The 23,304-nt window shown below is 27.4% G+C and carries 23 protein-coding genes and 1 pseudogene; 20 read left to right on the top strand and 4 right to left on the bottom strand.

The window, feature by feature from the left end:
* Nucleotides 1–56: 56 nt before the first annotated feature.
* The 5 genes and pseudogenes from rfbC to rfbB all read left to right on the top strand — a co-directional run bounded on the left by rfbC (nucleotide 57) and on the right by rfbB (nucleotide 3,253).
* Nucleotides 57–524, top strand: a complete 468-nt coding sequence (rfbC, locus tag BINT_RS08510; RefSeq protein WP_014488167.1) for a dTDP-4-dehydrorhamnose 3,5-epimerase — start codon at nucleotides 57–59, stop codon at nucleotides 522–524.
* Between the two features lie 118 nt (nucleotides 525–642).
* Nucleotides 643–1,497, top strand: coding sequence for a dTDP-4-dehydrorhamnose reductase (rfbD, locus tag BINT_RS08505; RefSeq protein WP_014488166.1), 855 nt, complete (start codon nucleotides 643–645; stop codon nucleotides 1,495–1,497).
* An 11-nt stretch (nucleotides 1,498–1,508) separates the two neighbouring features.
* Nucleotides 1,509–2,131, top strand: a pseudogene (locus BINT_RS08500) (sugar phosphate nucleotidyltransferase).
* A gap of 112 nt (nucleotides 2,132–2,243) precedes the next feature.
* Complete coding sequence (locus tag BINT_RS15415; RefSeq protein ID WP_456151107.1) at nucleotides 2,244–2,372, top strand: hypothetical protein; 129 nt, start codon at nucleotides 2,244–2,246, stop codon at nucleotides 2,370–2,372.
* Nucleotides 2,373–2,383: 11 nt separating this feature from the next.
* On the top strand, nucleotides 2,384–3,253 hold the full coding sequence (rfbB, locus tag BINT_RS08495) for a dTDP-glucose 4,6-dehydratase (protein ID WP_014488165.1): 870 nt from the start codon (nucleotides 2,384–2,386) through the stop codon (nucleotides 3,251–3,253).
* A gap of 355 nt (nucleotides 3,254–3,608) precedes the next feature.
* Here rfbB and BINT_RS08490 read toward each other — a convergent pair whose 3' ends face one another.
* Both BINT_RS08490 and BINT_RS08485 read right to left on the bottom strand, forming a co-directional pair.
* Entirely contained in the window at nucleotides 3,609–4,013 is a 405-nt protein-coding gene (locus BINT_RS08490; protein ID WP_014488164.1) for an ExbD/TolR family protein, read from the bottom strand.
* A 25-nt stretch (nucleotides 4,014–4,038) separates the two neighbouring features.
* Nucleotides 4,039–4,812, bottom strand: coding sequence for a CAP domain-containing protein (locus BINT_RS08485; protein WP_014488163.1), 774 nt, complete (start codon nucleotides 4,810–4,812; stop codon nucleotides 4,039–4,041).
* A gap of 199 nt (nucleotides 4,813–5,011) precedes the next feature.
* Here BINT_RS08485 and BINT_RS08480 point away from each other — a divergent pair, with 199 nt between their 5' ends.
* From BINT_RS08480 to BINT_RS08460, 5 genes are all read left to right on the top strand, one after another.
* Complete coding sequence (locus BINT_RS08480; protein WP_014488162.1) at nucleotides 5,012–6,250, top strand: membrane lipoprotein lipid attachment site-containing protein; 1,239 nt, start codon at nucleotides 5,012–5,014, stop codon at nucleotides 6,248–6,250.
* A gap of 19 nt (nucleotides 6,251–6,269) precedes the next feature.
* Nucleotides 6,270–7,529, top strand: a complete 1,260-nt coding sequence (locus BINT_RS08475; RefSeq protein WP_041177614.1) for a peptidase M30 — start codon at nucleotides 6,270–6,272, stop codon at nucleotides 7,527–7,529.
* Nucleotides 7,530–7,609: 80 nt separating this feature from the next.
* Nucleotides 7,610–7,861: a hypothetical protein gene (locus BINT_RS08470; RefSeq protein ID WP_014488160.1), complete on the top strand. Its 252-nt coding sequence runs from the start codon at nucleotides 7,610–7,612 to the stop codon at nucleotides 7,859–7,861.
* Nucleotides 7,862–8,026: 165 nt separating this feature from the next.
* Complete coding sequence (locus BINT_RS08465) at nucleotides 8,027–9,217, top strand: acetate/propionate family kinase (RefSeq protein WP_014488159.1); 1,191 nt, start codon at nucleotides 8,027–8,029, stop codon at nucleotides 9,215–9,217.
* 135 nt (nucleotides 9,218–9,352) lie between these two features.
* Nucleotides 9,353–10,978: a peptide ABC transporter substrate-binding protein gene (locus BINT_RS08460; protein WP_014488158.1), complete on the top strand. Its 1,626-nt coding sequence runs from the start codon at nucleotides 9,353–9,355 to the stop codon at nucleotides 10,976–10,978.
* 3 nt (nucleotides 10,979–10,981) lie between these two features.
* Here BINT_RS08460 and BINT_RS08455 read toward each other — a convergent pair whose 3' ends face one another.
* Entirely contained in the window at nucleotides 10,982–11,494 is a 513-nt protein-coding gene (locus tag BINT_RS08455) for a DUF2147 domain-containing protein (RefSeq protein ID WP_041177361.1), read from the bottom strand.
* A 136-nt stretch (nucleotides 11,495–11,630) separates the two neighbouring features.
* Between BINT_RS08455 and BINT_RS08450 the strand changes: the two genes are divergently transcribed.
* From BINT_RS08450 to ahpC, 7 genes are all read left to right on the top strand, one after another.
* Entirely contained in the window at nucleotides 11,631–12,755 is a 1,125-nt protein-coding gene (locus BINT_RS08450) for an aminopeptidase (RefSeq protein WP_014488156.1), read from the top strand.
* A gap of 16 nt (nucleotides 12,756–12,771) precedes the next feature.
* Nucleotides 12,772–13,257 carry a GNAT family N-acetyltransferase gene (locus BINT_RS08445; RefSeq protein ID WP_014488155.1) on the top strand — a complete coding sequence of 162 codons (486 nt, stop codon included), beginning with the start codon at nucleotides 12,772–12,774 and terminating at the stop codon, nucleotides 13,255–13,257.
* A 43-nt stretch (nucleotides 13,258–13,300) separates the two neighbouring features.
* Nucleotides 13,301–13,786 (top strand): GNAT family N-acetyltransferase, encoded by a 486-nt coding sequence (locus BINT_RS08440; RefSeq protein ID WP_014488154.1) that lies wholly within the window; start codon nucleotides 13,301–13,303, stop codon nucleotides 13,784–13,786.
* 99 nt (nucleotides 13,787–13,885) lie between these two features.
* Nucleotides 13,886–14,590 carry a UMP kinase gene (gene pyrH / locus BINT_RS08435; protein WP_014488153.1) on the top strand — a complete coding sequence of 235 codons (705 nt, stop codon included), beginning with the start codon at nucleotides 13,886–13,888 and terminating at the stop codon, nucleotides 14,588–14,590.
* Between the two features lie 19 nt (nucleotides 14,591–14,609).
* On the top strand, nucleotides 14,610–15,629 hold the full coding sequence (gene floA, locus BINT_RS08430; protein WP_014488152.1) for a flotillin-like protein FloA: 1,020 nt from the start codon (nucleotides 14,610–14,612) through the stop codon (nucleotides 15,627–15,629).
* 125 nt (nucleotides 15,630–15,754) lie between these two features.
* Nucleotides 15,755–16,954 (top strand): MalY/PatB family protein, encoded by a 1,200-nt coding sequence (locus BINT_RS08425; protein ID WP_014488151.1) that lies wholly within the window; start codon nucleotides 15,755–15,757, stop codon nucleotides 16,952–16,954.
* A 145-nt stretch (nucleotides 16,955–17,099) separates the two neighbouring features.
* On the top strand, nucleotides 17,100–17,663 hold the full coding sequence (gene ahpC / locus BINT_RS08420) for an alkyl hydroperoxide reductase subunit C (protein WP_014488150.1): 564 nt from the start codon (nucleotides 17,100–17,102) through the stop codon (nucleotides 17,661–17,663).
* 136 nt (nucleotides 17,664–17,799) lie between these two features.
* Here ahpC and fabD read toward each other — a convergent pair whose 3' ends face one another.
* Entirely contained in the window at nucleotides 17,800–18,714 is a 915-nt protein-coding gene (gene fabD, locus BINT_RS08415; protein ID WP_012669742.1) for an ACP S-malonyltransferase, read from the bottom strand.
* 248 nt (nucleotides 18,715–18,962) lie between these two features.
* Between fabD and BINT_RS08410 the strand changes: the two genes are divergently transcribed.
* The 3 genes from BINT_RS08410 (at nucleotide 18,963) to murD (ending at nucleotide 23,197) form a co-directional block, all read left to right on the top strand.
* Nucleotides 18,963–19,841, top strand: a complete 879-nt coding sequence (locus BINT_RS08410; RefSeq protein ID WP_041177360.1) for a cation diffusion facilitator family transporter — start codon at nucleotides 18,963–18,965, stop codon at nucleotides 19,839–19,841.
* Between the two features lie 88 nt (nucleotides 19,842–19,929).
* Nucleotides 19,930–20,949, top strand: coding sequence for a hypothetical protein (locus BINT_RS08405; protein WP_014488148.1), 1,020 nt, complete (start codon nucleotides 19,930–19,932; stop codon nucleotides 20,947–20,949).
* Nucleotides 20,950–21,781: 832 nt separating this feature from the next.
* Nucleotides 21,782–23,197 (top strand): UDP-N-acetylmuramoyl-L-alanine--D-glutamate ligase, encoded by a 1,416-nt coding sequence (gene murD / locus BINT_RS08400; protein WP_014488147.1) that lies wholly within the window; start codon nucleotides 21,782–21,784, stop codon nucleotides 23,195–23,197.
* Nucleotides 23,198–23,304: the final 107 nt, after the last annotated feature.

Genomic DNA, 23,304 nt, shown 5'->3' with positions numbered 1-23,304 from the left:
GCTTACTTTATAATTTTTTTACTATAATTTATATAAAACAATTTTAGGATATATATATGGCTTTTACTTTTATAAAATTAGATATAGAAGGTCTTTTTATAGTAGAACCTAAAGTTTTTGGAGATTCTAGAGGATATTTTTTAGAAACATATTCAGAGAAAGATTTTTTTGAAGCAGGAATTAAAGAAAAATTTGTACAAGATAATCAATCTAAATCTACAAAAAATGTATTAAGAGGACTTCATTATCAGAAGAAATATTGTCAAGCTAAATTGGTTAGAGTATTAGAGGGTGAAGTATTTGATGTGGCTGTTGATTTAAGAAATGATTCTCCTACATTTGGGAAATATTATGGTGTTTTATTAACAGAAGAAAATAAAAAGCAGTTTTTTATTCCAAAAGGTTTTGCTCATGGATTTATTGTTCTAAGCAATTCAGCTGTTTTTGTATATAAATGTTCTGATTTTTATCATCCTGAAGATGAAGGCGGGGGTGGATATATAATGATAATAGTATTAATATAGATTGGACTTGTGATACAAAAGATGTATTAGTATCTGATAAAGATTTAAAATTACCTGCATTTGATAAAAATAAAAAATATTTCTCACTAGATGGTAATTGGATTGGAGAATAATTTTTATGGTTTGGATAATTGGTAAAAATGGAATGCTTGCTCAAGATATACTTCAAATATTCAATAAAAATAATATAGAATATATTGCAACAGCTTCTGATATAGATATTACTAATATTAATATACTTAATAATTTCATAAAAGATAAAAATATAAAAACTATAATCAATTGTTCAGCATATACTAAAGTAGATTTAGCAGAAGATGAAAAAGATATTTGCTATAAAGTAAATGCGGAAGGTGTAAAAAATATAACAGAAATAGCATTCAATATAAAATCTGATTTGATTCATTTTTCTACTGATTATGTATTTGATGGAGATAATACAAAACCATATAATGAAAATGATATAACTAATCCAATAAATATTTATGGCAAAAGTAAATTAAAAGGAGAAAATTACGCTTTGTCATACAATAGATCTACTGTTATAAGAATTTCTTGGTTATACGGAATTTATGGAAAAAATTTTGTATATACTATGATTAACTTAATGAATAGTAAAGAAAGCATCAAAGTTGTTAATGATCAATTTGGTTCTCCTACTTTTACTCAAGATGTTTCTGAGGCAATTTTTAATTTAATTGATAAAAATAATTATGGACTTTATCATTATACTAATGAAGGAAATATTTCTTGGTATGATTTTGCCAATAGTATATACAAAATTGGAAAAGAATATAATGTTATAAATAATGATTGCAAAATAAATCCATGCACTACAGAAGAATATCCAACCAAGGCAAAAAGACCAAAATACAGTGTTTTATCTGTAAAAAAAATAAAAAAATATGCTAAAATATATGATTATGAGTATAGTTTAAATAATTTCTTTAAAGCTCATAAGAATAAATATTAAAGGTTTTTTATATGAAAGGAATAGTATTAGCAGGAGGAAGTGGGACAAGACTTTATCCTATGACACATGTTATATCAAAACAATTATTACCTATATATGATAAGCCTATGGTATATTATCCTTTATCTGTTTTAATGCTATCTAAAATTAAAGATATACTTATAATATCAACAGAAAATGATACTCCTCTTTTTAAAAAATTATTGAAAAATGGAAGTCAATGGGGATGTAACATAGAATATGCTGTACAAAAAGCACATAATGGCTTGCAAAAGGATTTATAATAGGGGAAAGTTTTATAGGGAAAGATAGTGTTTCTATGGTATTAGGTGATAATATTTTCTTTTGTCAAAGTTTTTCTTATGTATTAGAAAAAAGTTCTAAAATAGATAATGGGGCTATTATATTTGCTTATCAAGTAAAAGATCCAGAACGTTTTAGTATAATTGAAATAGATAATGATTATAATGCATTATCTATAGAAGAAAAGCCTAAAAATCCAAAATCTAATTATGTCGTTACAGGGCTTTATTTTTACGATAATGATGTAGTTAATATTTCAAAAAGTATTAAGCCTTCTGCAAGAGGTGAGCTTGAAATTACAGATGTAAATAAAGTATATTTTAGAAAATAAAAAATTAAAAGTTTAGGTATTAGGACGAGGTTTTGCTTGGCTTGATACTGGTACTAGAGATAGTTTACTTCAGGCTTCTCAATTTATATCTGCTGTAGAAAATATTGAAGGTATGCAAATAGCTTGTTTGGAAGAAATTGCCTATAATAATAAATGGATTGATGCTTCTAAAATAGAAGAGACAGCATCAAAATTAAAAAACTCTGAATATGGTAAATATTTATATAATTTAATAAAATAGGTTTATAATATATGAGAAAATTTAATAATATCTTAGTTACAGGCGGATGTGGTTTTATAGGATCAAATTTTATAAGATATATATTACAACAAACAGAATATAAAGGTAACATCATAAATATAGATGCTTTAACTTATGCTGGAAATAGAGAAAATTTACTTGATATAGAAGAGCAATATAAAAGCAGATATTTTTTTGAAAAAGTTAATATTTGCGATGATAAAAAAATAAATGAAATATTCAATAAATATAATCCGGATTGTATAGTTCATTTTGCAGCTGAAAGCCATGTTGACCGCTCAATATATGGTCCTAAAGATTTTATTGAAACTAATATAATGGGTACTTTTATTTTATTGGAAGCAGCCCGTAAATTATGGGAAAATAATAAAGAAAATAAATTATTTCATCATATAAGTACAGATGAAGTTTATGGTTCATTAGGTGAAATTGGATATTTTTATGAAACAACTCCTTATGATCCTAGGAGTCCTTACTCATCATCAAAAGCTTCAAGCGATCATATTGTAAAAGCATATTATCACACTTATAATTTACCTGTTACAATATCTAATTGCAGCAATAATTATGGACCTTATCAATTCCCTGAAAAATTAATACCTTTAATGATCTCTAATATAGTAGAAGAGAAAGATCTTCCCGTTTATGGTGATGGTAAAAATATAAGAGATTGGATATTTGTTGAAGATCATAATAATGCTGTGCTTGATATAATTTATAAAGGTAATGTAGGTGAGACTTATAATATTGGTGGAGAAAATGAGATTACTAATATTGATATGGTAAATATTTTATGCGAAAAATTGGCTGTTAAAATGAATAAAGATAAAAATTATTATAAAAACTTATCAAATTTGTAAAAGACAGAGCAGGACATGACAGAAGATATGCAATCAATTGCGATAAAATAAAAAATGAATTAGGATGGCAGAGAAAATATGATTTTAATACTGCTATTGAACTTACTATAGGTTGGTATTTAAATAATAAAAAATGGATAGACAATATTAAAAGCGGAGAATATAAAAAGTGGATTGAGTTAAATTACTCATCCAAATAAATATATAAAAAGATTAGTAATATTTATATGGTATGATAAATATAAGATTATTATGTTTCTTTTATATCAAAGAATTAAAAAATATCTTATATAAGATTATAATATATAATACAAAGAATTTGTAAAATATTTTTATTTCCTATTGTATTTATAAATTATTCTTTAGTTTCAGTTGCTATACTAAGTTTAGTAAACCCAGCATTTTTTACACTGTCTATAACAGATATTAGTACCTGAGTTTTTACATCTTGATCTGAGCGTATTTCCACAGGCTTTTCCAATTCGCCTTCTGTATCTGCTAATTTTTTAAGATCGGCATCAATATCTTCAGAAACATATCCGTTTATATATTTTTGTCCGTCTTTTGATATGCTTATAACTACAGTGTCATTTTTTTCTGATCCAACTGCCGATGTGGATTTAGGCAAACTTATTTCTATTTGAGGAGTAACTATGATTGTTGAACCCACCATGAAAAATATAAGCAAATTAAATACTATATCTATCATGGGGGTTAAATCTATTCCGCTTTTTATATTGAATCTTCTTCTAAACTTCATTTATATTTATCGCTAAGCTAAATTATTATTCTACTGTTATAGTTCTTACATTACTTAAGAAATGCTGACCTTTATATAGTATAGAAATTTTATAATCTCCTTTTCCATATTCAGCTTTGAAAGTTCTTCCTAATATAGAGTTGCCCATATCTTTAACATCATATATTACTTTTCCTATATATGTTTTTCCGTCATCTCCTGTTATTCTAGCTTCAGGATCAGCCATCTCAACTGCCAATTTAAAATCAGTAAATGCAGCACCATTTAATATTCTATATTTTGCAGTTATTTCACTTTCATATTTAGCTGTAGGTGAGAAGTCAACAGATTCAGCTACTATATTGGCAAATGTTACAGTAGTATAAACGCCAACACCTCTTTTTACAGCACCAACTCCTATAGCATTATATTCTTTACTTAATATATTCTTTCTACTGTCAGGAGTTTTCATCAAATCTTTAACAATGCTTTCAGCTGCTTTTTTATCAGTAAATGGAATAACATCTAATTTATGCAAACTTTCACTTATATTTCCTACCATTTCAGGGTATAATTTTACTTGTCTTGCTTTTGAATCTAAACCATCTAAATCTGTATTACTAAAAAATTTCTTTTGAGCCATATTATCAGCATGATATAATGCTAAAGAATGAAGTCTTTGATTATTTGGAAGAGGTGGAAGAGATTCCTTACTTCTTTCTAAATTTATTAGTCTTAATACTTCATCTTCTATAGTATTAGCATTAACTATTAAAGTTGATAAAAATATGAACATTATTATGAAACTTAATTTTTTCATTTTTAATCTCCGAAATGTTTTAAAATTATATAAATTATAAATCTAATTTTATAATGATTTTGTAAAAAATAAAAGAAAATAAATGAAAAAATAATATTATTTTTTATTGACTTTTTTGGTTTAATATACTAGATTATTAATTAGTATTAGATATTATTTATCTATTACTATTATTTATATAATATGGAGAAAAACTTTTATGAAGAAAATATTTTTGATGCTATTTTTATTAGTAATATTGTCATCTTGTCAAAAAGTTGCAAATATTTTAGGAGTAGATATTGACTCTTCTTTAACATATCCTGATGAAACTATGCCTAAAAAGACATTTAATGTTTTTACATTCGGAGTTGATGGAAAGGCAATTAGAAAAACTTCTCAATTTTATAAAGTAGCAGAGTATCCTAAATTAGATATATATGTTATGGCTAGTTCAGGATATAAGCCGGAAAATGTAGATTATATAGCAAATGTATTTAATGATAATTATGCTGAAGAAGTAAGAATATATGGAGAACATACAGATGTTGATAATAATGGTAAAATTATAATTTTATTGTTTGAAATAAATGACAGTTATTCAGGAGCTATAACTACAGGTTATTTTTATAGAGCAGATTTAATATTGAATGAAAATAATAATGCTGAAATATTATATATGGATATAAAAATGCTTAATGATAATCCTCAGTATATGGCTGGAACTATACAGCATGAATTTCAGCATTTGATTAATTATAATGTTAATTATATTCAAAATAATAGAGAAATTTCAAGTTGGCTTAATGAAGCTCTTTCAGAATCTACATCTGTATTATTCAGCCCAACTACAGTTAATTCAAGAATAAAGGAATTTAATGAAGTAACATATGGATATTATTGTTTCTATACTTGGAATCTTCCTTCAACTATGAATGTATTCGCTAATTATCCGTCAGCTTCAGTATTTATGAATTGGCTTTATCAAAAAAATGGTAAAAATTCTTCTGTATTCCAAAATATAGCAAAATACTCATCATTAGATGATTATAATAGAGTTTTAAATAATGCAAGTTTTACAGGTGCATCTAGTTGGGATGATTTATTATTAAAATGGATTGAAGGAATAAAAAATAATGAAGTTGCAGGAGCTAATTTACAACTTCAGAAAGGCGGAGATACTGTATCATTATATCCAGGAGCTGCAGTAGCTTATAGCGGAAGCATTCAGTCATCTGGAAATTTAGTAACAAAAGATTTTGCTGATGGTGTACAAATAGCTTTGAATAAAGATACTTATGTAGGTGATGCTCCAAATTCTATAAATATTAATATTCCTAAAGCATCATCAATACAGGCATCAAAAATGTATAAAACAGTTAGTAAAGATGATAAGCCTTACATACCTAAATACAGACATGTATTGTTTGATAAAGACGGTAAAATTAAAGAATATTAATAAAAAAATGTGTGAGTTTATGAAAAAAATATTTTGTATAATTATTATTTTAATTTTATCTATAATTTCTTGCGGTAAGAACAGTGTTACAAATCCTGCAAAGTCAATAGATGGATTAATATATCCTAATAATAGCATGGGGCAAAAAACATTTAAAGCTAATTATAGGAAGCAAGGAAATAAACCTTATGATTTTTATAAAGTAGCAGAATATGATAAATTGATTGTATATGTTATGGCTGGTTCAGGATATAATCCAGAGAGTGTAGATTATATAGCAAAGGTATTTAATGATAATTATGATGAAGAAGTAAGAATATACGGAGAACATACAGATGTTGATAAGAATGGTAAGATTATAATTTTATTATTAGAATTGAATGCCGACTATTCAGATTCTATAGGTACTGGTTATTTTTATGGACTAGATTTGCTATTGAATGAGAATAATAATGCTGAGATATTATATATGGATATAAAAATGGTTAATGAAAAGCCTGAGTATATGTCTGGAACTATACAGCATGAATTTCAGCATTTGATTAATTTTAATGTGAATTATATACGTAATGGCAGACAAATGTCAACTTGGCTTAATGAAGCACTTTCAGAATCTACATCCATATTATTTTTCAATCAGGTTAAAGTTGATTCAAGAATAAATGAATTTAATAAAGCAACACTTGGATATTATTGTTTTTATACTTGGAATCTTCCATCTGAATCTGTTTACCCTAATAATCCTAATAGTAAATATATATTTGCTAATTATCCATCAGCTTCAGTATTTATGAATTGGCTTTATCAAAAAAGTGGTAAAAATTCTTCTGTATTCCAAAATATAGCAAAATATTCATCATTAGTGGATTATGATAGAGTTTTAAATAATGTAAGTTTTACAGGTGCATCTAGTTGGGATGATTTATTATTAAAATGGATTGAAGGAGTAGCTAACGGAGAGGTAGAAGGAGCTAATATAGAAAAACAAGAAGAGAATAATAATGTTAATTTATATCCTGGAGCAATAGTAGCCTATGATGGTACTTTGAGTTCGTCAGATAATTTAGTAACAAGAAAGTTATCAAGCGGTTTGGAATTAGCTTTGAATAAAGATATTTATACAGGCTATACTCCAACTTCTGTAAGTATTACAATTCCTAAAGCATCATCAATACAGGCATCAAAAATGTATAAAACAGTTAGTAAAGATGATAAGCCTTATATACCTAAATACAGACATATATTGTTTGATAAAGATGGTAAAATTAAAGAATATTAATTTATAAAAGGAGAATTAATGAAAAGAATTTATAAAAGCATTATAAAATATTCTTATGTTTTTATGTTAGTTTTTTCTTTTTGCTTTTTGCTAAGAAACAGGAGATTACTGGTACTATTAGAATGGTAGGTACAGCTATATTTCCAGAGATAGTTATAACTACAGAAGAGAGAGATTATTATTTTGATAAACAATTTTTTGATGAATATGCTAGGTATGTAGGACAAAATATGACTATAAAAGCTAAAGTAAAGAAAGATACTATATGGCTTGCCGACAGAAGCAAATCTTTTGACAGATATACTATTATGTGGATAGAGAAGAAAGAATAAAAAAGAAAGAATAAATAATAATAAAAAATATAATTATAAGGCTTTAAATATATCTAAATATTTAAAGCCTTTATTTGTTTATAAAAAGTAAAAATTCATTGATAAATATACGGAGTATGGTATAATAAGATAATAATAAAATAATCAAAACTATGGAGTCATTTTATGAATGTATTGGTAATAAATTCAGGAAGTTCAAGTATTAAATATCAATTATTCGCTATGCCTGAAGCAAAAGTTTTAGCTAAAGGACTTTTGGAAAAAATTGGCGAAGAAATAAGTGCTTTAAAACACACTGCGGTAGAAAAAGGAAAAGAGAAAAAAATAGAACAGAAAGTTGCTGATCATAAAGCAGGTATGTCTTTAATTTTCTCTCTTTTAACAGACAAAGAAGTTGGTGTTATAGCTGATATGAGCGAAATATCTGCTGTAGGTCATAGAGTTGTTCATGGCGGTGAAGCATTCAACAAAAGTACATTAATCACTGATGAAGCTATAAAAGCTATTGAGGCTTGCTGTGATATAGCTCCTTTACATAACCCAGCTGGTTTGCAAGGTATAAGTGCTTGTAAAGAAATATTAAAAGATGTAAAAATGGTAGGTGTTTTTGATACTAGTTTCCACCAAACAATACCTGATTATGCTTATATGTATGCTGTTCCACATGAATGGTATGATAAATATAAAATACGTCGTTATGGTTTCCATGGTACTTCTCATAAATATGTTTATGGTGAGTTCTGTAAGGCAGCAAATAAACCTAATGCTAATGTTATAGTATGTCACTTAGGAAATGGTGCTAGTGTTACAGCTGTTAAAAATGGAGAGTCTATCGATACTAGTATGGGTTTAACTCCATTAGAAGGTTTAGTAATGGGTACTAGATCTGGAGATATGGATCCTGCTGTTCCTACTTTTGTTATGGCTAAAGAAAATTTATCTGCAAAAGAAATGGATAATATTTTAAATAAAAAAAGCGGTCTTTTAGGTGTTTCTGGTGTAAGTAATGATATGAGAAACTTGGAAGAAGCTGCTAAAACTAATCCTAAAGCTGAACTTGCTATTACTATGTTCTGCTATAGAGTAAAAAAATATATAGGTGCTTATATGGCTGCTTTAGGACATCTTGACGGTATAGTATTCACAGGCGGTATAGGTGAAAATAGTGCTTATATCAGAGGAAGAATACTTGAAGGTTTAGATGAGCTTGGTATTAAATGCGATGCTGATAAAAATTCTAAGGCTAGAGGCTGTGCTAATTTTGAAAAAGATGGTGCTGCTATTAAACTTTATGTTATAGCTACTGATGAAGAAAAAGCAATAGCTATGGATACTTATAATCTTGCTTTAAAATAATAATAATAAAAATAATTTTTATATATTAGGGTATCTTAATTATTAAGATACCCTATTTTTTAATTTTTAAGTTAGATAATTATAATTTATTTCGATACTATAAAACATTAATATCATATTAGGAAGTATTATTTTATGAAAAAGAATATATTAATTAAATTATTTTGTTTATTTTATGCTGTTTTTATTTTATCATGCCATAAAGAGCCGAAAAATATTTTGAATGAATTAACAGTGTCTGTTGGACCCGAACCTCAAACTATAGATCCTACTATCAATTCTGCAGTAGATGCTATGATATATACAACGCATTTATTTGAGAATCTCACTATAAGAGATGAAAATAATAATATAATACCCGGTGCTGCTGAAAGCTGGACTTCATCTAATAACAATACAATATATATTTTTAATATTAGAAGTAATGCAAAATGGTCTGACGGAATGGATTTAAAAGCTAATGATTTTGCATATGCTTGGAAGCGTATAGTTGATCCTAAAAATGGGGCTTCATATTCAATACTTTTAGATGTTATAAAAAATGCAAGCGATATAATGATGGGTAAAAAAGATAAAGAAACATTAGGAGTTAAAGCATTAGATGATAAAACTTTGTATGTAGAATTAGAATATCCTGTTCCTTACTTTGCAGAGATGGTAGCTCATACTGCTTATACACCATTGAGAGAGGATATAGTAAGTAAAAATGAAGATGGTTGGACTTTAGATGTTAATACTATGGTTGGAAACGGAGCTTTTCAAATTGTACGTTGGGATCATAATTCAAGATTAGTTGTACGTAAGAATACGGACTATTGGAATTATAAAGAGATAAAACCTGATATTATTAATTTTGAGTTTATAGATAATGATAATACAGCAATGTCAGCCATAATAAATGAAGAAATATATTTTTATCATAATACGCCTATAAATGACAGGGAAAAACTTTTGAAAGATGGTATTGCAAGACCAGTACCTAATATATCTCTTTATTTTTATGAAGTTGATAATAGAAAAGAACCTTTTAATGATGTTAGAGTGAGAAAGGCTATTTCTTTAGCTATAGATAGGGAATATATAGTTAATAATATTATGAAAGGCGGAGAAAAACCTGCTGCTGCTATTGTTCCTTATAATATAAAAGATGTTGACAGTACAAATGATTTCAGAAATAAAAGAGATGGATATTTTTCTACAAAAAGCGAGGATTATCAAAAAAATGTAGAAGAGGCTAGAGCTTTGCTTGCTGATGCTGGTTATCCTAATGGAGAAAATTTTCCAGTATTTGAATTTATAAGTAATCCGGGCTTTCATATCACTATTGCTGAAAGCATACAGGCTATGTTAAAAGAAGCATTAAATATAAATATGGTGATAAGGCAGGAAGAATGGGCTGTTCTTTTACAAACTAGAAGAGATGGAAATTTTGATATGGCTAGACAGGGTTGGATTGGCGGATATAATAGTCCTGCTGCATTTTTATCTTTAGTAAAAACAGGATATGTATTGAATGAGGGCAGATATAGTAATCCTGAATTTGATAAGGCTTTGTTAAATGCTTCCATTGCTGAAAATGATTCAGATAGAAGCAAGTATATGCATGAAGCTGAAAGTATTGCTATGAATGATATGGCTATTATTCCAATATATTATTATGCCGGAACTGTAATGCAAAATTCAAAATTAACAAATGTTATTTATGATATATTCGGTATATATAATTTTAGTAAGGCTGAAATTATAGAAGAAACTAATTAATATTTATATTCCTTTACCTTCTATTGTTCTTAATTTATTTACAGGAATATCTGAATATTTATTAGATTCTTCTTTTGAGAGTCTTTTCCATTCTACGGTAGCTCCTACTATGCCTCTTTTATCTAATGATGCTTTTAGGAATAATGTTTTCTTGTCATCTGATAAACTTATTTTGGCATAGTATGTGCTTCCCTGATCTGTATGATATATTCTTCCTGTTTGCCACTCACCGTCTTTGAACTCTATATCGTATATGAATATTAATCCTTTCAAATCTTTATCTCTTAGTGATTTGTTAGGATTATGTATATCTAATGTACTTTTTACATCATCATGCAATGCTATACCATATGCATATACTTTATTATCAATAACTATTATTTTTGCGATTTTCATTCTGCCTTTAGGTTTTTCAGGCATAGCCCAAAATCCTTCAACATCTTTTGCATTATTTTGCCCGTACAATAAAGAACTAAATATAATTATAAATATTATAGACAATATATTATTTTTCATTTTATAATCCAAATTTATTTTTTATAAATTATACATCTAAATAATATTTTTTCTATAGTGTTTTATAATTTATATATTGATTATTATTTTTTATTATGTAAAATTAATTAATCTAAAATTATTAAGGAAACATTTTATGAAAGATTCTAGAATAGAAAAATTAGCTAAAAATATAGTTACTTATTCATGCAAATTAAAAAAAGGTGAAAAAATACTTATAAAATGCTATGGCGAGGGAGAAGAAAGAAATTTAGTAAATGCCATTATTAAAGAAGTTTATAAAGTAGGTGCAAGTCCTTTTGTTTGGAATCATGATCCTCATATACTTAGAGAATTATTAAAACAATGTAATGAAGAGCAGATGAAAATTTGGGCTAAATCCGATTTAATGCTTATGAAAGAAATGGATGCTTATGTTGGTATATGGGGCGGATTAAATAGTTCAGAAAGTTCTTCTGTAAAAATGGAAAATCATGCTATATATGAAAAGTTTTATCTTGACCCTGTTCATATGAAAGAGAGAGTAAAAAATACTAAATGGGTTGTTATGAATTATCCTACACCAGCTATGGCTCAGCAGGCTTCTATGAGTACAGATGAATTTGAAGATTTTTATTTTAAAGTTTGTAATTTGGATTATTCTAAAATGTCTAAGGCTATGGATAATTTAGTAAAACTTATGAATAAAACTGATAAAGTGAGAATAGTTGGAAAGGATACTGATTTGACTTTCTCTATTAAAGATATACCTGCTATAAAATGTGCCGGTGAACTCAATATACCTGACGGAGAAGTATATACTGCTCCTGTGAAAAATTCTGTTAATGGTGTTTTATCTTATAATACACCTTCCTTATACAGCGACGGATTTACTTATGAGAATATTAAATTCGAGTTCAAAAATGGAAAGATAATAAATGCCACTTGTAATGATACAAACAGAATAAATAAAATATTAGATAGTGATGCTGGTGCTAGATATATAGGAGAGTTTGCTATAGGAGTTAATCCATATATTACAGAACCTATGAAAGATATATTATTTGATGAAAAAATTATGGGAAGTTTCCATTTTACTCCGGGTGCTTGCTATGATGATGCTAGTAATGGAAACAGCTCTAAAATACATTGGGATTTGGTATGTATACAGACTAAAAAATACGGCGGCGGAGAAATTTATTTTGATGATAAATTGATAAGAAAAGACGGATTATTTGTTATTGATAGTCTTAAATGCTTGAATCCTAATAATTTAAAATAATATAAAAGGCTTGTAAATGAGTGATAAGAAATTTGATATTAGATTTGCCTCTGTAGAAGATTGTGCTTTAATACTGAAATTTATAAAAGAGCTTGCCCGTTATGAAAAATTAGAGCATGAAGTTACTGCAACTGAGGAGATACTTAAAGAGTGGATATTTGAAAAGAAGAAATGCGAGGTTTTAATAGCTTCAGAAAATAGTATAGAAATAGGATATGCATTATTCTTTCATAATTTTTCTACATTCTTAGGAAAGGCGGGGATATATTTAGAAGATTTATATATTAATCCTGATTATAGAGGATTAGGATATGGTAAAAAACTTTTAAAAGAGGTGGCAAAGATTGCTGTTGAAAGAGGATGCGAGAGATTGGATTGGCAGTGTTTAGATTGGAATAAGTCTAGTATAGATTTTTATTTATCACTCAATGCAATTGAGATGTCAGATTGGAATTCTTACAGATTAAGCCATAAAGTTTTAAGAAGATTTGCTGAAGAATGATTTGTTAAAGAATAATTATTATAAAATTTAAAGGTTTGTATAGATGAGTGATAAAAAATTTAGTATTAGATTTGCATCTGTTGAAGATATACCAACTATAATGAGATTCATAAAAGAGCTTGCTGTTTATGAGAGCTTGGAGCATGAACTCAATCTTACAGAGGAAAGTTTAAAAGAAAATATTTTTGAAAAGAAAAAGGCTGAGGTTGTCATTGCTTTTGAAGATGATGTTCCAGTGGGGCATGCTGTATTTTTTGAAACTTTTTCTACTTTTGTGGGAAGGCATGGGCTTTATTTAGATGATTTATATGTTAATGAAAAATACAGAGGCTTTGGATACGGTAAGAAACTATTTGAAGAAGTTGCCAAAATAGCTCTTAGCAGGAATTGCGGAAGACTTGAATGGCAATGTTTGGATTGGAATAAATCGAGTATAGATTTTTATTTATCAACCGGAGCCGAAATGGTTAAGGATGCCAGAGTTTACAGACTCACTAATAATGCTTTAAAAAAATTTTTAGATTTTTAATATATAAAAATATTTTATTTAATGATATGAATATTAAATCTTGATTATATATAAAAAAATAGTATAATTCAAAAAATTAACTTTAAAAAGAGGTCAATAATGAAAAAAAGAGTATTGCTCAAAATATCAGGCGAGGCTTTACTTGGTCAAAAAGAATATGGTATAGATAATAATGTTGTTGATAGAATAGCATTAGAGATGAAAGAGGCTGGAAGTGATACAGAAATAGCTGTTGTTGTAGGCGGAGGAAATATTTTCAGAGGTATGCAGTTATCTGATAAAACAGGTATGGTAAGAGCCACTGCAGATTCTATGGGTATGCTTGCCACTATTATGAATGCTATAGCTTTGAAAGATAGATTTATGGCAGCCGGCACTCCTACTCAAATACTTTCTGCTTTTAATATTGAAGGTATGATAGAAGGTTTTGAAAGGGATAAAGCAATTCGTATATTAGAAAGAGGAAATGTTTTGATAATAGCCGGAGGTACTTCTAATCCTTATTTCACAACTGATAGTACAGCAATACTTAGAGCTTTAGAGATTGGTGCTTCTATAGTATTAAAAGGCACTAATGTTGATGGGGTTTATGATAAAGACCCTAAAAAGAATCAAGATGCAAAAATGTATAATGAAGTAACTTTTAAAGAAGCTATTAATCAGAATTTAAGAGTTATGGATATGACCGCTTTTGCTATGGCTAATGATAATAATATGCCTATAAGAGTATTTAATATGCATACAAATGGAAACATTACAAAAGCTCTTTTAGGCGAGTCTATAGGAACTTATGTACATAATTAATTATATTTAGGAGGTTTTTATGTTTGATTATGGTTATATACCTGTTATTCCAATGTTTATTGGTATTGTTATAATATTAATATTTATCATTATTTTCTTACGTTTCTTCCCAATAGGTTTATGGGTTACAGCTTTATTTTCTGGTGTAAGAATAAATATGATAACATTGATTACTATGCGTTTGAGGAGAGTTAATCCTTCACTTATAGTATTAAATCAGATAAAGTTATGGAAAGCAGGTTTAAAAATAGGAAGCAATGAGCTTGAAGCACATTATTTGGCTGGCGGAAACCCTACAGCTGTTGCTGATGCTTTGATTGCTGCTGATAAGGCTTCTTTGGATTTAAGTTTTGAGCGTGCTGCTGCTATAGATTTAGCCGGAAGGGATTTAGTTGATGCTATAAGAACTTCTGTTTCTCCTAGAGTTATAGCTACACCTTTAATCGCTGCTGTTGCTAAAGACGGTATACAGGTGAAGGCTACTGCAAGAGTTACTGTTAGAACTAATATTAACAGACTTGTTGGAGGTGCCGGAGAAGAAACTATAATTGCTAGAGTAGGAGAGGGTATCGTTACTACTATAGGTAGTGCGGCTTCACATAAAGAAGTTTTGGAAAATCCAGATAGAATCTCTCAAGTGGTTCTTGCTAAGGGTTTGGATTCTGGTACTGCTTTTGAGATACTTTCTATTGATATAGCTGATGTTGATGTTGGAAGCAATATTGGTGCTTTTTTACAGATTGACCAAGCTGAAGCTGATAAAAAAATTGCTCAGGCTAAAGCTGAAGAGAGAAGAGTTATGGCTATAGCCAGAGAACAGGAAATGCGTGCTCAGGTTGAAGAGATGAAAGCTAAAGTTGTTGAAGCTGAATCTCAATTACCTCTTGCAATTGCTGAGGCACTTAAAAAAGGAAATATCGGCGTATTAGATTATTATAATATGAAGAATGTTATGGCTGATACTGAAATGCGTTATAGTATATCCGGTATGGATTCAATGAGCAAAAATAATAATGCTTCAGGAAATGTGAAACAATAAATTATTATTATAAATAAATTTTTATAGGCTGTGTATTTTTATATGCGGCCTATTTTTATATAATTTTTAAAAATTAAAATTAATGTTATTTTTAAATATATTTATTTTTTATTTAGGATTATTTTATGACAATAGAACAATTTAACGATGAATATTTGGTTAGCAGAGAAGGTACAAATTCAGAAAAGTGGGAAACAAAAAAAGATAAAAGATTCAATACAGATGGACTGCTTCCTATGTGGGTTGCCGATATGGAGTTCAAAGCACCCAATGAAGTAATAGAGGCTATAAATAAAAGAGTTATTCATGGAGTTTTCGGATATACTGTTTTATGGGATAGTTATTTTGAGGCTTTTTTTAATTGGCAGAAAAGCAGATACAATATAGATTTAAAAAAAGAATGGATAAGTTTTTCTATAGGTGTTGTAACTTCTATATATTGGCTTGTTAATGCTTTTACCCAAAAGAATGATTCAATTATTATACTTACTCCTGTATATTATCCTTTTTATAATGCTGTTAAAGATAATGGCAGGAACTTAATTGAATGCGTATTGAATAATGATAATGGTATTTTTTCTATAGATTTTGATAGATTAGAAAATGATATTGTAAAAAACAATGTTAAAATGATGATATTCTGTAATCCTCATAATCCTGTAGGAAGAGTATGGACTGATGAAGAGATAGATAAAACTTTTGATATATGCAAAAAGCATAATGTTTATATCATTTCAGATGAGATACATCAGGATATAAATTTGGGAATTCGTCCTTTTATATCTGCACTTTCCATAAAAAATAAAGATAAGTATATGGATAAATTAATAGTAGTAACTTCTGCATCAAAAACTTTTAATTTAGCATGTCTTTTGAATTCACATATTATTATACCTAATGAAGATACTAGAAAGATATACAATGACTATGTTAATACTATAAGTAGGACTGAATTGAGCTTGCTTGGTATGGTTGCTGCGGAGGCTGCTTATAAATATGGAGCAGATTGGCTTGACGGATTATTAAAAACTATAAAAAGAAATTATGATTATATTAAAAATGAATTAAATGAAAAGGTACCTGATATAATAATAAGTCCTTTGGAGGGTACATATTTGCCTTTTATAGATTTAAGAAAAGTTGTTAATCCTGATAGGGTAAAAGAGTTTATACAAGATGACTGTAAAATAGCTGTTGATTTTGGAGAATGGTTTTCTAAAGATTATAAAGGTTTTATAAGATTGAATATTGCTACGAATTTTGAATATATAAAAATTTTTACAGATAACGTCATTTTGCAGCTTAAAACTAAAAATTATAAATAATACTTTTATTTTTGTATAAATAAAAATTATGAAAAAGTGATATTTTTTAGTAATTTTTACTAATATAGATATTTTTTTACTTGACAAAAACTATTATTTGATGTATTGTTAGAGTATACAAACAATAAATAAAAGGAGTTATAATATGAGTTTAATCAATAAGAAACTAATAGATTTCAAGGTTGAAGCTTATCAGAATGGTGAATTCAAAACAGTTGAAACTAAAGATGTTTTAGGAAAATGGAGTGTATTTTTCTTCTATCCAGCAGACTTTACATTTGTATGTCCTACAGAATTAGAAGATTTAGGTTCAGTTTATGAAGAATTAAAGAAAATTAACTGTGAAGTATATTCTGTATCTGCTGATACACATTTCGTACATAAAGCTTGGGCTGATGCTACAAAAACTATAGCTAATCTTAAATATACTATGCTTGGAGATCCAACAGGAGTATTAGGAAGATTCTTTGAAGTATTTGTAGAAGAAGTTGGACAAGATTTACGCGGTAGCTTTATCGTAAACCCAGAAGGTTTGATTAAAGCTTATGAAGTACATGATATGGGAATTGGTAGAGATGCTAATGAATTAGTTCGTAAAGTTCAAGCTGCTCAGTATGTAGCTGAACATGGCGGTGAAGTTTGTCCTGCTAAATGGAAACCAGGTGCTAAAACTTTAAAACCAGGAATTGATCTAGTTGGTAAACTATAATCTATTAACCATATAGAATATTAGGACATATAATTAATTTTATATGTCCTTTTTTATTGCATTATTTTTTGAAAAATAAAAGACAAGAAATATTTAATAAAATAAATCTTGTCTTTTTTATTTTTAATTAATTATATTATTGAATAGCAGCATTTAAAGAATCAATATCAAATACAGGTAATGCTGTTATGTCAGGAGTGATTTTTTTAGTCATTCCAACTAAAACTTTTCCAGGTCCGCATTCAAATATTTTTGTAATGCCTTGTTTTTGCATATTAAGCATACTATCATACCATCTTACAGTTGAGAACATTTGTTTATATAAATTTTCTTTTATAGAATTGAAATCATGAACTTCAGCTGTAACATTTGATAATACTTTATTATCATTGTTATGTAATTCAATTTTTTCTAAGAATTCTTTCAAGCTATCAGCAGCAGGTTTCATAAATGGAGAGTGAAAAGCTCCAGATACTTTTAAAGGAAGTACTCTTTTAGCACCAGCTTCCTGAAGTTTAGGAGTAACTGCTTCTATTGCACTAAGTAATCCTGATATAACTATTTGATCTTTTAAATTGTAATTAGCAGCAACAACTTCTTTATTTTCAGGCATACATTTAGAAACTGCATCATAATCTAATCCCATAACAGCAGCCATACCATAAGGGGCATCAGCACCAGCCTTAGCCATTAATAAACCTCTAGTTCTAGCAATTTTTACAGCATCTTCAAATGATATATATCCTGCAGCTGAAAGTGCAGTAATCTCACCCAAACTATGACCTGCAAATAAATTTCCTTTAACACCTTTAGCTTTTAAAGCCTCATAAACAGCCATACCTACTGTAACTAAAGCAGGCTGAGTATTTTCTGTTTTTTTAAGATCGTCTTCGCTTCCTTCAAAACATAATGCTTTGATATCAACATCATCTAAAATATTAGCTGCCTTATCGAATATTGCTTTAGATTCAGCAACATTATCATATAAAGATTTTCCCATACCGGCACATTGAGAACCTTGACCTGGAAATAGAAATGCTATATTTGACATATTTTATTCTCCTTTCTTATTATAAATATTTTATTTTCTTAAATTAATAATCTATAAAATATTAACAAAAAATTTAACTTTTATCAAGACATTAATTTGATTTTGAGGATTCTTATATTAGTTATATTATTTTAATTAAAGTTAAAAGATTCGAATCTGTAAACAACAATTTATATTTGAATAATTGACATTTTATATTAAATTGATTATCTTTAATACAATGCTTAAAATTAATTTGGGGTTATAAAATGAACATGAGTAATGAGAAGAAATCTAAATATATGATAATAGAGGGTATAGTATCTGTAATCATCAATATATTATTATTTGCTTTTAAATATGCTGTAGGTTTGCTTACAGGTTCTCTTTCTATTATGGCTGATGCTTGGCATTCATTAAGCGATTGTATAAGCAGTATAATAGTCATAATAGGCGGAATATTTTCAAAAAGACCTCCAGACGAAGAACATCCTTTCGGACATGGAAGAATAGAGCTTATAACAAGTTTTATAGTTGGAATAATGCTTGTATTTATAGGATATAGTTTTTTCTCTGAAGCTATTCAAAACATTATGAATAAAAAATCAGCTTCATTTACAACTATGGCTATAATTGCTATGGTGGTTTCAATACTTGTAAAGGAATTATTAGCACAGTATTCTTTTTGGGGATATAGAAAATCCGGTTCAAAATCACTCTATGCTGATGCTTGGCATCATAGAAGCGACAGTGTTACTTCTATAATTATATTAGTTGGTATTTTATTTGGTAAAAGTTTTTGGTGGTTAGACAGTGTATTAAGTATATTGGTTTCACTTGTAATATTTTATGCAGCTTTCGATGTTATTAAATCCAGTGTAAAACCTTTGATAGGAGAATACCCTTCTAAAGAAACTATAGAGAGTATTAAAAAAATAGCTGAAGAAATGAATATAGATAATACTGATTTAAATCTTCATCATTTTCATATACATACTTATGGAGATCATAGCGAAATAACTTTCCATATGCGTTTCCCTAAAGATATGACTGTCTTTGATGCTCATTCAAAGGCTACATTATTTGAAAATGCCATAAGAGAAAAGTTGAGTATAGAGCCTACTATACATATAGAAGCATATAAATAAATGCTTATCTAATAAAAAAATAGGGGCGGGTGGGCGGGCTGTGTAGATTCTTATTGATATTTTTCATTTTTATTTTATGATAAACGCTATGATAGAGAATACTGTTTTAAATTATAAAAACTTAGAAGAATATTTTTTATTTACTGATGATTCTAAATTAATAAAGTATAATAAAAAATATAATTCGTATAAAGATTTAATAAAAATAGAAAATATAAATTCCAAAGAAGAAGTTACAGTTTTAAAATTAATGTATCCTTATATATGCATAACTGAGGAGAAAGGATTAAATTCCGCTGTTGTAAATATAGAAACATTAGAAGTAATTTATTTAAAAAGAGAAGATTATCATTCTGAAGTATCAAGCTATTCTAATGAATTTTGTATTATTAATAATGAAATACATCTTATCACTCAAACTAAATGGAATACTCTTAATATAATGAATTTAAAAACTAAAGAGATGATAACAGATATAAACAGAGATGAAGAAAAATTTGGTATAGATTATTTTCACAGTAATTTATTGGTATCAAAAGATTATAAACATTTTCTTTGTAATGGCTGGGTATGGAATCCTGTGGACTGTATAAGCTGTTTTAACATTGAGGAGTTTTTGAAAGAATATGAGAAATGTCAAGTGGATGTTGTTAATGAATATATAAGCGGTTATAATTGGGACAGACCTCTTGCTTTTATAGATAATAAAAGATTTGTTTTGGCTTGTGATAATACGAATTTTAATGATGAAGATTTTATTTATAATCAATTAAGATTCTACAATATAGATGATATAAAAATAGATGATAGCGATAATAATGAGTATAGATATTTAGAAAGCTATAATAGTATTAATATTAATTTATTTAGTTTAGATGAAAATAATGAAGTTCATGGAAAGCTATATTTTTATAAGGATAATTTAATTGCATTTGATTTCAATAAATATTCCATAAATATTAAAAGTTATAATATAAAAGATGAAAGTATAAAAAATATCATCACCATAAAAAATAATAATTGTTTTTTTAATGATGTTTTTGGTATTATATATTATATTGAAAATGATACTATAAAAGAGATTGATGTAAATAATTTTATTATATAGACATTAATTTTTATGTTTCAATAAAAAATTATAAAAAATAAATCATTTAAATTTATCATTATTCTATTATAATTAGTTTTTATAAAAAATAATTTTTTTAATTTTAAATATTTGCAGGGATTTGCGTGCCTTCGGCAACTCCACTTCTTTTGCGACCGAAGAAAATACCTTTAGGTATGCCACAGGCGAAGTGCTACATTTGTGCTTTAATTTAATAAATTCTTTTACAAGTAATACAATTTTAGTATGATTTAATATTAATTTTATACTTGCACTTTCGCGAAGCGTATCCGAGTTTATCGAGGATATAGGTTCTTTGACGAAGTCCGCCTGCGACCGAAGGGAGTACCTTTAGGTAGGCGTGCGGCGGGAAAAAGAACAATAAACAAATTGATAAACTTAAAAATTTTTAGTATATACTGAAACGATTTCATTTTGCCGACTACTACAGATTATGTAATTATTATCAACTTTTTTGCCGCACAAAAAAGTTGCAAAAAACGCAATTGTTAGAACTTTATATTAAATATATACTTATTAAATATAGAATATAACCTAAATTTAGACCATAAATATAGCCTTTTTGCTTCTTTGTGGCAACAAAAGAAGTGGGGTATGGGGCAAAGCCCCATATATAAAAAAGAAAATATAGTTGTTTAGGTATATACTATATTGAAGACGATATCATAAAAGAGATCGATATAAATAATTTTGTTATATAGACATTAATTTTTATCTTTCAATAAAAAATTATAAAAATAAATCATTTAAATTTATCATTATTCTGTTATAATTAGTTTTTATAAAAAATAATTTTTTAATTGGTGTTAAAATGATTTTAGATTTAAATAAAACTTATATAAAAGTATTGAAAAAGCAGAATATATTAATTTTGGGTGCTACTTTAAGAAGCGGAGTAAGTATAGCTAATACTCTATATGATATTAACAGAACTTTTAATGTTAATATCAAATATGCTTTAAGTGATAGTAAAACAGAAGAACAACTTAAAGATAGTATAGAAGCATTAAAAGATAAAGATATCAAATTATTTTTCGGTAATCAGGATATATCTATTTTGGATAATATCACTTTGATAATAATTTCACCAGGCATTCCGCATACTATACCTATAGTTGAAGAAGCTAAAAGAAGAAATATAAAGATTATAGGAGAAATTGAATTTGCATACAATTTTATTCCTAATAGAAATTATATTGCAGTAACCGGAACAGACGGAAAAACCACTACAGTTACATTGATTCATGAAATAATAAAGTCTTATAAAAAGGCAAGACTTCTTGGAAATGTTGGAAATACTTTTTCTAAAGAGATTGAAACTATAGAGCCTGATGAAGATATCATATTAGAGCTTTCAAGTTTTCAATTAGAAACAGTTGAAAAATTTCATGCTCATATAGCTGCTATATTGAATATTGCAGAAGATCATCTTGACAGATATAGAGATATAGAAGATTATTTCAATACAAAAAAGAATATAATTATCAATCAAAATAAAAATGATTTTCTAGTACTTAATTATGATAATATATACACTAATATTTGGTATAATGAGCTTAATGGTAATTCTAAGAGTAAGCTGCTTACATTCTCTTTAAAAAGTAAATTTGCTACAATATACTATAATGAAGAAGATGAGTATATATATTATGAGAATGAAAAATTATTTTCTATAGCAAACAGAAAATTAATAGGTAAACATAATATAGCCAACATATTGGCAGCAGTTTTGATATGTTTAAAAGATGGAATACCTGCAGATAATATAGAGAAAGTTGTAAATAATTTCAAAGGTATAGAACATAGAGTTGAATTAGTTTCTGAAATTAATGGAGTTAAATATATAAATGATTCAAAAGCTACATCAATGAATTCTGTAATGAGTGCTTTAAAATCTTTTGATAAAGATATAATCCTTATAATGGGCGGAAGAAATAAAAATATAGATTTCACTCCTTTAAATAGTATAGTAAATGCAAGAGTAAAAAAACTTATACTTATGGGAGAGGCAGCAAATGTCCTTTCAGATATGCTTCATTTTGATAATAAAATTATAGTAAGAGATTTGACAGATGCTTTTAACTATGCTTCGTCTATAGCAATAAACGGAGATACTGTTCTATTATCACCTGGATGTACTAGTTTTGATATGTTTAAAAACTATGAAGAGAGAGGAAAATATTTCAAAAGTTTGGTGTATAAACTTAGCGAAAATTTAAAAGAATAATCTTGTAATTTAATATAATTATTTCATTTTTATATTTGAATATTTTTTAAAATTATTATAGAATTAATGCTTAATAAAAATAAAAATATTTAAGTTAAAAATGAAAT

This window comes from Brachyspira intermedia PWS/A (genome assembly GCF_000223215.1).
Lineage (GTDB): Bacteria > Spirochaetota > Brachyspiria > Brachyspirales > Brachyspiraceae > Brachyspira > Brachyspira intermedia.
The sequence above is the reverse complement of the archived record's forward strand: the minus strand, read 5'-3'. Positions and strand labels throughout refer to the sequence as shown.